Origin of the sequence: Roseobacter cerasinus (assembly GCF_009811755.1) — a bacterium.
GTDB lineage: Bacteria > Pseudomonadota > Alphaproteobacteria > Rhodobacterales > Rhodobacteraceae > Roseobacter > Roseobacter cerasinus.
The window spans coordinates 31,568-44,364 of sequence record NZ_BLIV01000009.1; the positions used below are offsets into that span (position 1 = coordinate 31,568).

Sequence of the window (12,797 nt, forward strand, 5' to 3'; positions counted from 1 at the left end):
CTCGCGGCATGGGCTGTCTCCTTCGTTCAGAAACTAGCGCAGGGTCTCGGCGTTTCAAAACGCCTCGGGCCGCGCCTCACGGGCCATGTGATCCAGCACCGCATTCACGAATTTTGGCTCTTTCCCCTCAGGAAAGAACGCCCGCGCCACATCGACATATTCGGTGATCACAACTTTGGGAGGGGTCTGCTTGCCCTGCAGCTCAGCCCCCGCCGCACGGAAGAGCGCGCGCAAGGTCGGATCAATCCGCGCAATGGGCCATTTGGCCACCAGCGCCCGATCTGTCATCTGGTCAATCGGGGCCTGATAGTTCACAGCGCCCTCCAGCACCTCGCCAAACAGCTCCATATCGCCGTCCAGCATCTCAGCGCCATCATAGGTCGCGCCGAAGCGGTGGTCGAAGAATTCAGCCCGTACGGCTTCGATGGTCTGGGAGGAATGCTCCATCTGAAACAGCGCCTGCACGGCATAGAGCCGGGCGGCGGATTTCATTTTCCGGCGCTGGTTGCCAGAGAGGTTGCCATGCAGCGATGTCATGCGGTCTTCGATCCGTCACTTGAACCGGCGATCAGCGTGTCCTGCCCTGCGGGCTTGAAGCCAATGCCTTTGGATTGGGTGGCCCACTTACGGGCCATCGCCACAAGATGCAAGGCGGCTGCTGCGGCTCCCCCACCCTTGTTCTGGCCCGCAACGTCGGCGCGCGCCTCGGCCTGCGCGCGGGTCTCCACGGTCAGGATACCATTGCCGATGCAGAGCCCCTGCAGGCCCAGCAGTTGCAGCGCCCGGCTGCTGTCGTTGCAGACCGTCTCATAGTGTGTGGTCTCGCCCCGGATCACGCAACCAAGCGCCACGTAGCCATCAAAATTGCTGCGCCGGTCCGAGATGCCGATAGCTGTGGGCACTTCGAGCGCCCCGGGCATCTCAATGAGCTCCCATGTGGCACCCGCCGCTTCGATCTCGGCTTTTGCACCGGCCACGAGATTGTCGGCGATGTCCTTGTAGTACGGCGCCACGACAATCAGGATTTTGACCGGTTTGTCGAACTCCGGGCGCGGCAGGACGTAGTGCTGTTCGTTCGCAGCCATGGGCTACTCCTTGGTGATCGGGCGCGTGCCCACGATGGAGAGGTTGTAGGCCTCAAGGCCCAGATATTTGGTCTGCGGACTGTCGGTGAGCAGGATCAGATCACGGAACCCGAGGCTCGACATGATCTGCGCGCCGACACCGGTGCGTTTGATCGTGCGCGGGCCGTCGTCTTCGTCACCGTCCAGCCTCAGCTTGGGATGCGGCTCGCGGAAGAGCAGCACAGCCCCCCGCCCCTCCTCGGCGATGATCTCCATCGCCCGGGGCAGTTCATCTGCCGGGCTTGGGCCAAGGCCCAGCACATCTTCCAGCGCGTTCAGCGCATGGGTCCGCACGAGGATCGGCGCGTCATCATTCAGATCACCCTTGCTGAGCATCACATGGTCGGTGCCGGTGATTTCATCAGCAAAGACCCGCATGTGCCAGCTGCCGCCAAAGGTCGAGGTCACCTCGCGCTCGTCGCGCAGGCGCAGCAGGTTGTCATGCTTGAGCCGGTAGGAAATCAGATCGCTGATCGTGCCGATCTTCAGCCCGTGCTCCGCCGCAAACGCCACCAGATCGGGCAGCCGCGCCATCTCGCCATCAGGCTTCATGATCTCACAGATCACGCCCGAGGGGTGCAACCCTGCAAGGCGGCTGATGTCGACCGCCGCCTCGGTATGACCGGCCCGCACCAGAACACCGCCCCGACGCGCCCGCAGCGGAAAGATATGCCCGGGCGTCGCAATATCCGCCTGCCCCTTGTCCTCATCAATGGCCACCGCCACCGTCAGCGCGCGATCTGCGGCCGAAATGCCGGTGCTGACGCCCTCGCGCGCCTCAATGGACACGGTGAAAGCTGTCTCATGCCGCGAGGAGTTGTTCACGGCCATCATCGGCAGCCCGAGGGTCTCGACACGCTCTGCCGTCAGCGGCATGCAGATCAACCCCCGCCCATGCGTGGCCATAAAGTTAATCGCAGCGGCATCGGCAGATTGCGCCGGGATCACAAGATCCCCTTCATTCTCGCGATCCTCATGATCGACCAAAATGAACATGCGACCCTGCCGCGCATCTTCGATGATGTCCTCAATGGGCGCGATCTTGGCGCGCAGATCAGTCTCAATTGGCCCGGGGGTTTCAAAGCTCATGGCGCGCGTGCCTTTCATTCCACTTGCGCAGGCTCATATCGCAGCGCCGATGTCTTGACCAGACGCGCGCGGCGCTCAAGCGCCCTGCATATCGCCAAGGCGCGCGACGTAACGGGCCAGGGTGTCGATCTCCAGATTGACGCGGTCGCCCACGGCCACATCCCCCCAGGTGGTGGCAATCTTGGTGTGCGGGATGAAGTTGATGCCGAACTCGGATCCATCAACCTCATTCACGGTGAGGGACGTCCCGTTGAGCGCAACAGACCCCTTTGGCGCAATGAACCGCGCCAGATCCTCGGGCGCGCGCAACACAACGCGGGTGCTGTCGCCCTCGTCGGTCACGGAGACCACAACCGCCACGCCATCAACGTGACCGGAGACGATATGCCCACCCAACTCATCCCCCACACGCAAGGCGCGTTCGAGATTGACCCGTTTGCCGACCGCCCAGGCCCCAAGGTTGGTCTTATCCACGGTCTCCGCGCTGACCTGCACCTCATACCAGTCGGGCCCCAGATCAACGACCGTCAGGCAGACCCCATCCGAGGCGATGGACGCCCCCATGTCGATGTTTCTGGTGTCATAGCCGGTGCGCAGCCGCACGCGCAGATCGCCTTCTTGCGTGAGGTCCAGAACCTCGCCAATATCGGTGATGATGCCTGTAAACATTGAGCCGTGTCCTCGCGCGTTTATGGTGAGTTAGACGCAGGCAGCCGCGTGCGCAAGTCCCGGCGCTTGCCCGATGCACCCCGACCTGCCATAAATCGGATGGGTGGCAAAAACGAGCGAAGGCAATTGTGACAACGACATCCGTTGTGGCCCTGCATCCTCCCCTTGGCAAGCGTGTCTTTTTGTTTCTGCAAGGGCCGCACGGCCCGTTTTTCTATAAATTGGGTCAAAGGCTAATTGCAGCAGGCGCTGATGTGCTGCGCGTGGGCTTCAACATGGGCGACCGGATTTTCTGGCCCGCCCGCCACAGCTACATCCCCTTCCGCGCACCGCAGGACCAATGGCAGGAGGTTCTGTGCGGCCTCATTGACGGCAAGGCGGTGACGGACATTGTTCTCTATGGGGATGCGCGCTGGATGCACGCCGAAGCCATCGCCGAGGCAAGGCGCCGCAGGCTGCGCGTGCATGTCTTCGAGGAAGGATATCTGCGCCCCTATTGGGTCAACTACGAGCGCGACGGCTCGAACGGGCACTCCGCCCTGATGCGGATGAGCTTGGCCGAGATGCGCGCCGCCCAAGCGCACCCGGCGCGCGATGCGCCGATACCGCCCTGTCACTGGGGGGATATGCGTCAGCATGTGTTCTATGGCGCGCTCTACCACGGGTTTGTCATGGCGCTGAACCGCAGCTATCGCCACTTCAGGCCGCACCGCGCTTTGAACGTGGCGCAGGAATTCCGGCTCTATGTGCGCAGGCTGTTTCTGATGCCGTTTCAATCGCTTGAGCGGCGCATCACCACCTTTCACGTTCAACGGGGCGGCTTTCCCTACCACGTGGCGCTGTTGCAACTGGAGCATGACAGCGCCTTTCAGCACCATGCCCCGTTCGACACGATGGCCGCCTTTCTCGACTGCGTGATCTCGCAGTTTGCCGCAGGGGCGCCAGCGCATCATCATCTCGTCTTCAAGGCGCACCCGCTGGAAGACGGGCGCGCGCCGCTCCGGCGCGACATTCGGCGGCTGGCCCGTGATTATGGGATCGGCAAGCGCGTGCACTACCTGCGCGGCGGCAAGCTAGCCCGGCTGCTCGATCAAGCGCGCAGCGCGGTGACCGTGAATTCCACCTCCGGGCAGCAAGCGCTCTGGCGTGGCATCCCGCTGCGGCCCTTTGGCGATGCGATCTACAACAAGCCCGAGCTGGTGTCGGACCAGCCGCTGGCCGAGTTCTTCGCCGATCCGGTGCGCCCCGACCATGCTGCCTATAGAGATTTCCGCGCGTTTCTTTTGCAGACGAGCCAGATCGCGGGCAGCTTCTACGCCAGCCGTGGGCGCCAGCAACTGCTGCGGCACGTGGTTGACCTGATGCTGGCGGAACACCACCCCTACGCGGCACAGGCGGGGTCAAGCGCGACTGATCCGCAACAGATCAATCTGGTCCGGTAGAGCCGCGCCGCGCAACGGCTGGATTTTGCAGGCAGAACGCGATATGGTCTCCGGAAATATGCCGGAAAAACCGGCAATTCGAGGCAGAGTTCGATCAGGTCGAGGAGACCGCAGAGTGGCAACTTCCGGGTTTGGATGGGCGCGCCCCATTGCTGTTGTGGCGGCTTTGGCCGTTCTGGCGTCATGCGGCCTGCCCCATGTTGGCCCGAACAAGCGCCAGATCTATCGCGGATCGGTGCAAAAGGAAGGCGACGCCTTCATCATTACCGTGAACGACCGCGTGACCCGCGCCACAGCCGTTGTGCCAGCGCTGGAGTTTTCCGACAACTTCACGACCGCGGGCGCGCTTGGCTCTGACACAATCCGCGCAGGTGATGTGTTGGGCCTGACAATCTGGGAAAACGTCGATGACGGGTTGCTGTCGGGAGAAACCGGAAACGCAACCCTGCTTGAAACCGTGCAGGTGGACGGCGATGGCTTCATCTTTGTGCCCTACGCCGGTCGCATCAAGGCGGCGGGCAATTCCCCCGAAGCCATCCGGCGCATCATCACCCGCAAGCTGGAAGATCAGACGCCCGACCCGCAAGTCGAGGTGCGCCGCGAGGCAGGCGATGGCTCCACCGTATCGCTCACCGGGTCGGTGGGCGGGCAAGGCGTCTATGCCATCGAACGGCCCACCCGCACGCTGTCGACCATGCTGGCGCGCGCAGGCGGCGTGACCATCGAACCCGAAATTGCACAGATCACCGTGATCAGAGGCCGCGAACGCGGCCGCATCTGGCTGCAGGATCTCTACCGGCACCCCCAGCTCGACATTGCGCTGCGCGGTGGGGACCGTATTCTGGTTGAGGAAGACACGCGTTCCTTCACCGCACTGGGCGCCACGGGCGCACAGGCCCGCGTGCCGTTCCAGACACAGACCCTTTCTGCCCTTGAAGCCATTGCACAGGTGGGCGGGCTTGTCTCCGCCACATCTGATCCGACCGGGATCTTCCTGTTTCGCAACGAACCGTCAGAGGTGGCGGCACAGGTGCTGGGCCGCGACGATCTGGTGGGCGCGCAGCGCATGATCTATCTGCTTGATCTGACGGAGCCCAACGGCATGTTTGTCGCGCGCGACTTCGTTGTGCGCGATGGCGACACCATCTACGTGACCGAGGCGCCGCTGGCGCAGTGGAACAAGGCGGTTTCAGCCGTGTTCGGGTCGCTCGTGGCGCCCGCCTCCCAGATCGACCAGCTCGCCAACTAGGCCCGTGACGACCCGGCGCGACGCCCCTTCCGCCGCCGAGACCACCCGCAGACGTCTCTTTGTCTACAACAGTGGCTTTTTCACGCAAAAGCGGCTGCGCCGGATTCTCACCCTCAGCGGATATCGGGTGACCACAGGTTGGCCCGGCCCGGATGATCTGGTTGGTGTCTGGGGCCAAAGCCCCACTGCGCACCGCGGAGAGGCCATCGCGGCCCGGAGCGGCGTCGGGCTGGTCCGGATCGAAGACGCCTGGCTGCGCTCCCTGCACCCCGGGCGCGCGAAAGAGCCACCGCTGGGCCTGTTGATAGATCACAGCGGCGTTCACTATGACCCATCGCAGATCTCCGACCTCGAACGTCTGCTCAGCACCCATCCACTGGACGACACCGCCCTGCTCGATCAGGCGCGGGGCCTGATCACGCGGATCAAAGAGGCGCATCTGACCAAATTCAGCGCGGTTGACCCCTCGGTCCCCACCCCGCCGCCGGGATATGTCCTTGTGCTGGATCAGAGCCGGGGTGACGCCTCCGTCACCGCCAGCGGCGCTGATCGGAACCGTTTTCTTGAGATGCTGTTTGTGGCGCAGGAGGAGAACCCGGGCGCGCGCATCATTCTCAAAACCCACCCCGAAGCTGCCGCAGGCTTTCGCGCAGGGTACTTCACCGAGGATGATCTGTCAGATCACGTCACTTGCCTGACGGAGCCTGTCAGCCCCTGGACCCTCTTCGAAGGGGCCGTGGCGGTCTACACGGTCTCATCACAACTGGGGTTCGAGGCGATCTTTGCCGGGCACAAACCGCGCGTTTTCGGCCAACCTTTCTATGCAGGTTGGGGCCTGACGCAGGATGAGTTCCCCCTACACCGCCGCCAGCGCAGGCTGAGCCGCGCGCAGCTTTTTGCCGCAGCGATGCTGCTCTATCCCACGTGGTACGATCCGCACCGCGATCAGCTCTGTGATCTGGCCACAGCCGTCGAGGCGCTTGCCGCTGAGGCCCGGGTGTGGCGCGAGGACCATCGCGGCTGGGCCGCATCCGGCATGCGCCTGTGGAAACGCCCGCATCTGCAACGGTTCTTCGGTCGCCACCGACCGATCCAGTTCTGGAACGCCCCACCGGGCGACACTCGCAGGCAGATGGTCTGGGCCAGCGCGGCGCTGGGTACGCCCGACACAGCCGCGCGGGTTGAAGACGGTTTTCTGCGTTCGCGCGGTCTGGGCGCCGCCCTTGTGCCGCCGCTGTCGCTGGTGCTGGATGATCAGGGCATCTACTACGACCCCACCCGGCCCAGCCGCCTTGAAGCTCTGATCGCCGCGCGCGCCACATTGCGCCCCGATCAGGAGGCACGGGCACGCGCGCTCATCCGGGCCATCACACAAGGCGCGCTCAGCAAATACAACCTCGGTGGCGCCGCCAGCACACTGCCAGATGGGCAGCGCATTCTTGTGGTCGGACAGGTGGAGGATGACGCCTCCATCACCACCGGAACCAGCGCGATTCGAACCAATATTGATCTGCTGAAAGCGGCGCGGGCCGCCCATCCTTCGGCACAGCTGATCTACAAACCACATCCGGATGTGGAGGCTGGCCTGCGCCCCGGCGCCTGCGACACCACCGGTCTTGCGGATCACGTCGCTGTCAGGGCGGACGTTGTCACCCTGCTGGAGCAAGTTCAGGAGGTCTGGACGATGACCTCTCTCCTCGGCTTCGAGGCCGTGCTGCGGCGCGTGCCGGTCACAACCCTTGGAGCGCCGTTCTATGCGGGCTGGGGGCTGACCACTGATCTGGGCGATGTCCCGCCGCGCCGCCGCGCGCGCCCCTCCCTGCCGGGCCTCGTGCATGCCACGCTGATCGACTACCCGCGCTATCTCGATCCGAAAACCGGCCTGCCCTGCCCGGTGGAAGTGGTTGTCGCGCGGCTTGCCACTGGAGATCTGCCGACACCGGGGCCGGGTAATCGGATGCTGTCGAAACTTCAGGGGCTGCTGGCCAGTCGCGCGGCTTTCTGGCGCTGAGGATCACTGCATCTGTCGCCGCCAGACGTGCAAACTATCGCCCCCGATGGTGCGGCTTTCTGCCAGTGCAAAGCGCGGGGCATCCTGCAAATGGCTCAGTCCAAGCGCCCCGATGGACGGCAGACCTTCGGCCCCGATAGCAAGACCGGCGGTAAAGCCCACAAGCTCATCCACCAGATCAGCCTCGATCAGGCTGGCGGCCAGCGCGCTGCCGCCTTCGCAGAACACCCGCGTCAGCCCGTGCCCGGCCAGCTGCCGCAAGACATCCGCCGGGTCCAGCTGACCGCCGGAGGCCGCGCAGGGGAGCAGCACAGCCCCAATATCCTGCCACGTCTGGACCAGTGTCGCGTCTGCGTCATGGCCATGAGAGAGGATCACCGGCACGTCCTTGGCTGTCCGCGCCAGCGTGCTCATCAGCGGCAGATCCAGCCGCCTGCTGATCACCACACGCGCAGGCTGCCAGGAGGTGCCGAGGCCGCGCACGGTCAGGCTCGGGTCATCCTTGCGCGCGGTCCCGCCGCCCACCATGACCGCGTCATGGCGCGCGCGCAGAGCATGCACCCAGCGCCGCGCTGCCGGACCTGTGATCCACTGGCTTTCCCCCGTCGCCGTTGCGATGCGCCCATCGAAGCTGCTGGCCAGCTTCAACGTGACAAAGGGACGGTCCAGTTCAACCCGCGCAAAAAAGCCTGCGTTGTCCTGCAAGGCGAGGTCGGCCATGAGGCCTGCCTCCACCACAAGGCCCGCCGCTTTCAACATATCGACGCCCTGCCCGCTGACCCGCGGGTCAGGGTCGCTCGCCGCAATCACGACGCGCGCCACACCTGCATCTATCAGAGCCTGCGCACAGGGTGGGGTCTTCCCGTGATGGGAACACGGCTCCAACGTCACATAGACATCCGCGCCGCGCGCCGCTGCACCTGCCTGCGCCAGTGCCTCGGTCTCGGCATGCGGGCGGCCTCCGGGTTGGGTCCAACCGCGGCCAACGACGCGGCTGTCCCTGACGATGACGCAACCAACAGCGGGATTGGGCCACGTCCGGCCAAGCCCTCGCCGCCCCAAGGACATTGCGAGGGCCATGTATCGCGCGTCTGCGCTCACTCTTCTTCAGGTGGGACGTCGGGCCGCAGCTCGCTGACGAATTTATCAAAGTCATCAGCCGCCTGGAAGTTCTTGTAAACGCTGGCAAAACGCACATAGGCCACAGTGTCGATCCGCGCCAGCGCTTCCATCACGATCTCGCCGATGGTCTTGGAGGGGATGTCGGTCTCGCCCATGCTCTCCAAGCGCCGCACGATGCCAGAGATCATCTGGTCAATGCGTTCGGGATCGATGGGGCGCTTTTGCATCGAAATGCGGATCGAGCGCTCCAGCTTGTCGCGGTCGAAATCCTCGCGCTTGCCGTTGGACTTGATCACCACCAGATCACGCAGCTGTACGCGCTCGTATGTGGTGAACCGCCCGCCACAGGCCGGGCAGAAGCGCCGCCGCCGGATCGAGACATGATCCTCTGCGGGCCGACTGTCTTTCACCTGGGTGTCAATGTTTCCGCAAAACGGGCAGCGCATGGGCTGTCTCCCCTTCCTCTATCCGCCTCTTTGTGGGATCGCCGCCCCACTTATCCACACTTATAGGTCAGCGCCTAAGTTTTGGGTAGGGGGGAAATGCGACCCAAGATATGGTAGCGCCAGCGGTGCTCAGATGCTGCGCATGAAAGAGAGGGCGACGTGGCGCTGATGCGGCCGGTCGCGGTGCTCAAAGACATAGATGCCCTGCCAGGTGCCAAGCGCCATGCGCCCCTCTGCCACGGGAATGCTCAGATGCGTCGGCAGAAGGGCTGACTTGATATGCGCGGGCATGTCATCCGGGCCTTCATAGGTGTGGGTGAGATAGGCCATCGACGGGTCGCTCGACGGCGGAACCAGCCGGGCAAAGAAGTTGGCGAGATCGGTCTGCACCTCCGGGTCGGCATTCTCCTGAATGAGCAGGCTGGCCGAGGTGTGCCGGATGAACAGCGTCAGTAGCCCCGAGCCTGTGAGCGGCGCAATTTGGTCCGTGATCTCGTAGAGTCCCTGCCCCTGGGTCCCCACCGTAATATCAGGCAGGTCGTCAGAGCTCACCGAAAAATCCGCTCGCCCTGCTCGTCGATCACCTGCTTGGCCTTGCGAATGCAAGCTTTCTGCGCCTCCTCAAGCCCCTGCAAAGTATCCGCGCGCACCAGCTTGTGGGTTTGCATCTCGCCGTCCACTTCTTTCTCAATGGTCGCGGCCACACGGTAGGTGTTGCCCTCGGCAATGGGTGTCGGTGTGATCTGAAAGCCCTCGTAGGCCTCGCTTGAGGCTTTCGGCTCCGAGCCGCCTCCACTGCCAAAGAGCTTTTTGAGAAATGACATACAATTACTTCCCATCTACTTATTGTGCCGTATGGTACCATCGAGCACGTGAAAAGATGCATGCGGCCCGGCGGCAGTCCGTGCACGATCCTTTCCAGTTGTAGTCGCGGTGCCGGAATGGAAGCAGCAGGCTATGAGGTAGCTTCACCACAAAGCGCGTCCTTTGCAAAGACAATCTCCACCTGACCAGAAGTGACGCTAAATAGCGTCATGCCTGAGAGTTTTTTTCTAAAATCGTGTCAAAAAATTAAATGTTTGGTTACCGATACCGGGCAAAGATAAGTGGCCGCTCTGCAAAGCGGCCACTAAACTTATCAAGCCAATACTTCCACTAACTGATAAGCAGCGGAGCCCTCGGCTCCGCTGCCATCGATACTTCAACAGTGTTAACAGAACCTTAAAGGCTAAGTAGGCCATTGATTTGGCCTTAACCCTATAACGTCCTGCCAATACGGTGAGATTCAGAAAAAACTTAGTAAATTGAGAGTGTTGGCTATCAAAACTAGATACGCCAAGTGATAACCCATCGATAGAAAGACTTACGATCAGCATAATTTCGCCGACCGCTAGATATTATTATTGTAGGCTTCACGTGGTCGGTTACGCGAGAAAACAGGCCAATTGCTCGTGTGTCAGATGAACCTGTTCGACCCGCTTGCTACTGATCCAGGAACGATCGCAACTTGCGCGACCGACTTGGATGTTTCAGCTTCCGCAGGGCCTTCGCTTCGATCTGGCGGATCCGTTCGCGAGTCACGCTGAACTGCTGACCGACCTCTTCGAGCGTGTGGTCGGTGTTCATGCCGATACCAAAGCGCATACGCAGCACGCGTTCTTCGCGCGGCGTGAGGGACGCCAGCACACGCGTTGTGGTCTCTTTCAGGTTCTCCTGAATGGCGCTGTCGAGCGGCAGCACGGCATTCTTGTCCTCGATGAAATCACCAAGCTGCGAATCTTCCTCGTCGCCAATCGGCGTCTCCAGCGAGATCGGCTCCTTGGCGATTTTCATCACCTTGCGGACCTTTTCCAGCGGCATCTGCAGCTTCTCGGCCAGTTCTTCCGGCGTCGGCTCGCGGCCGATCTCATGCAGCATCTGACGCCCGGTGCGGACCAGCTTGTTGATCGTCTCGATCATATGCACCGGAATGCGGATGGTGCGCGCCTGATCGGCAATCGACCGGGTGATCGCCTGGCGGATCCACCAGGTCGCATAGGTCGAGAATTTATACCCGCGGCGGTACTCAAATTTATCCACCGCCTTCATCAAGCCGATGTTGCCTTCCTGAATAAGATCAAGGAATTGCAACCCGCGGTTGGTGTACTTCTTGGCGATGGAGATCACCAGACGCAGGTTCGCCTCGACCATTTCCTTCTTGGCCTGGCGCGCCTCTTTCTCGCCCTTCTGCACCTGTTGCACGATGCGCCGGAATTCAGAGATGTCGAGCCCCACATACTGGCCGACCTGCGCCATATCGGTGCGCAGCTGCTCCACTTTGTCAGTGGAGCGTTCGATGAACATCTGCCAACCGCGACCGGACTTTTCGGCCATCCGCTCCAGCCAGTTCGGATCCAGCTCATAACCGCGATATTCGTCGATGAACTCACGCCGGTTGATCCGCGCCTGATCCGCCAGCTTCACCATCGAGCTGTCAATCTGCATGATGCGGCGGTTGATGCCATAAAGCTGGTCGATCAGGGCCTCGATGCGGTTGTTGTGCAGGTGCAGCTCATTCACCAGCAACACAATCTCGGAGCGCAGTTTCTGGTAGAGTTCCTCGTCCGAGGCCGAAAAGGTGCCGTCCTCATTCAGCGTGGCCGAAATGCGGCTATCCTGCATTTCACTCAGCTTGGAATAATCCTCGGCAATGGTATCCAGCGCCTCAAGCACCTGCGGCTTGAGTGCGGCCTCCATCGCGGCGAGCGACATATTGGCCTGATCGTCGTCATCATCGTCATCATCCTGCGCGATGGGGTTGCCATCGGCATCAAGCTCAGGACCTTCCTCTTCCTTCTTCTCAGCGGTGCCATCGGCGGCCACAACAGGCTCGTCCACACCGCCATCTTCATCCATCTGGTTGCCGAAGGTCGCCTCAAGGTCGATCACATCACGCAGCAGAATGTCTTCGGACAGCAATTCGTCGCGCCAGATGGTGATCGCCTGAAATGTCAGCGGGCTCTCGCAGAGGCCCGCGATCATCGTGTTGCGGCCGGCCTCGATGCGCTTGGCAATCGCGATCTCACCCTCGCGCGACAGCAACTCAACCGAGCCCATCTCGCGCAGATACATGCGCACCGGGTCATCGGTGCGGTCCAGCTTCTCTGCCGTGCCTGACCCGAGTGTGACCTCGCGTGTACCTTCGGTGGTCGCCAGCTCGGTGGAGCCCTTGGCCTCTTCCTCTTCGGCGTCTTCGTCCTCTATGATATTGATGCCCATCTCGGACAGCATCGACATCACATCCTCGATTTGCTCGGAGCTCACCTGATCCGGCGGCAGCACTGTATTCAGCTGATCGTAGGTGATGTAGCCCTTTTCGCGCGCCTCGCCGATCATCTTCTTGACGGCGGCCTGGCTCATATCAAGCGAATGGCCTGCGTCCTGATCGTCCGGTTTTGCGTCGGTGTTGCTGTCTTTCGCGGCCATTCCATGCTCCTCAGCGTCTCAACGATTCGCTTGCCCGAATCATTAGGGAATCATCTAGCGGTTCTGGGTGATTCGACCACCCCATTTACCTTCTTTTTCTGGTCTTTTCCCGTTCAGATAAGGTTAACTGCCCGGTGAGTGGTGCTTATTTGCCCCACGCAACACCCGTAAAACTGGTGT

12 protein-coding genes are annotated in these 12,797 nt (G+C 62.0%); 3 read left to right on the forward strand and 9 right to left on the reverse strand.

Annotated features, from left to right (window positions below; translation table 11 throughout):
• Positions 1–54: 54 nt before the first annotated feature.
• The 4 genes from nusB to So717_RS19020 form a co-directional block, all read right to left on the reverse strand.
• Positions 55–537, reverse strand: a complete 483-nt coding sequence (gene nusB / locus So717_RS19005; RefSeq protein ID WP_159980271.1) for a transcription antitermination factor NusB — start codon at positions 535–537, stop codon at positions 55–57.
• Positions 534–1,085 (reverse strand): 6,7-dimethyl-8-ribityllumazine synthase, encoded by a 552-nt coding sequence (locus So717_RS19010; protein ID WP_159980273.1) that lies wholly within the window; start codon positions 1,083–1,085, stop codon positions 534–536. Before So717_RS19010 ends, nusB begins: the two co-directional genes overlap by 4 nt.
• Positions 1,086–1,088: 3 nt before the next feature.
• Positions 1,089–2,213 carry a 3,4-dihydroxy-2-butanone-4-phosphate synthase gene (gene ribB / locus So717_RS19015; protein WP_159980275.1) on the reverse strand — a complete coding sequence of 375 codons (1,125 nt, stop codon included), beginning with the start codon at positions 2,211–2,213 and terminating at the stop codon, positions 1,089–1,091.
• 75 nt (positions 2,214–2,288) lie between these two features.
• Positions 2,289–2,882 (reverse strand): riboflavin synthase, encoded by a 594-nt coding sequence (locus So717_RS19020; protein WP_159980276.1) that lies wholly within the window; start codon positions 2,880–2,882, stop codon positions 2,289–2,291.
• Positions 2,883–3,010: 128 nt separating this feature from the next.
• Between So717_RS19020 and So717_RS19025 the strand changes: the two genes are divergently transcribed.
• The 3 genes from So717_RS19025 to So717_RS19035 all read left to right on the forward strand — a co-directional run bounded on the left by So717_RS19025 (position 3,011) and on the right by So717_RS19035 (position 7,584).
• Positions 3,011–4,324, forward strand: a complete 1,314-nt coding sequence (locus tag So717_RS19025; RefSeq protein WP_238841085.1) for a capsule polysaccharide biogenesis protein — start codon at positions 3,011–3,013, stop codon at positions 4,322–4,324.
• Positions 4,325–4,439: 115 nt separating this feature from the next.
• Positions 4,440–5,573 (forward strand): polysaccharide biosynthesis/export family protein, encoded by a 1,134-nt coding sequence (locus So717_RS19030; protein ID WP_498049707.1) that lies wholly within the window; start codon positions 4,440–4,442, stop codon positions 5,571–5,573.
• A 4-nt stretch (positions 5,574–5,577) separates the two neighbouring features.
• Complete coding sequence (locus So717_RS19035) at positions 5,578–7,584, forward strand: capsule polysaccharide biogenesis protein (RefSeq protein WP_238841087.1); 2,007 nt, start codon at positions 5,578–5,580, stop codon at positions 7,582–7,584.
• Positions 7,585–7,587: 3 nt separating this feature from the next.
• Here So717_RS19035 and ribD read toward each other — a convergent pair whose 3' ends face one another.
• The 5 genes from ribD to rpoD all read right to left on the reverse strand — a co-directional run bounded on the left by ribD (position 7,588) and on the right by rpoD (position 12,617).
• The gene (gene ribD, locus So717_RS19040; RefSeq protein WP_159980277.1) at positions 7,588–8,685 is read right to left on the reverse strand and encodes a bifunctional diaminohydroxyphosphoribosylaminopyrimidine deaminase/5-amino-6-(5-phosphoribosylamino)uracil reductase RibD; all 1,098 of its coding nucleotides are present in this window, start codon (positions 8,683–8,685) and stop codon (positions 7,588–7,590) included.
• Complete coding sequence (nrdR, locus tag So717_RS19045; RefSeq protein WP_159980278.1) at positions 8,682–9,152, reverse strand: transcriptional regulator NrdR; 471 nt, start codon at positions 9,150–9,152, stop codon at positions 8,682–8,684. Before nrdR ends, ribD begins: the two co-directional genes overlap by 4 nt.
• Positions 9,153–9,281: 129 nt before the next feature.
• Positions 9,282–9,704, reverse strand: a complete 423-nt coding sequence (locus So717_RS19050) for a secondary thiamine-phosphate synthase enzyme YjbQ (protein WP_238841089.1) — start codon at positions 9,702–9,704, stop codon at positions 9,282–9,284.
• Positions 9,701–9,976, reverse strand: a complete 276-nt coding sequence (locus tag So717_RS19055; RefSeq protein WP_159980279.1) for an HlyU family transcriptional regulator — start codon at positions 9,974–9,976, stop codon at positions 9,701–9,703. Before So717_RS19055 ends, So717_RS19050 begins: the two co-directional genes overlap by 4 nt.
• Positions 9,977–10,634: 658 nt before the next feature.
• On the reverse strand, positions 10,635–12,617 hold the full coding sequence (rpoD, locus tag So717_RS19060; protein ID WP_159980280.1) for an RNA polymerase sigma factor RpoD: 1,983 nt from the start codon (positions 12,615–12,617) through the stop codon (positions 10,635–10,637).
• Positions 12,618–12,797: the final 180 nt, after the last annotated feature.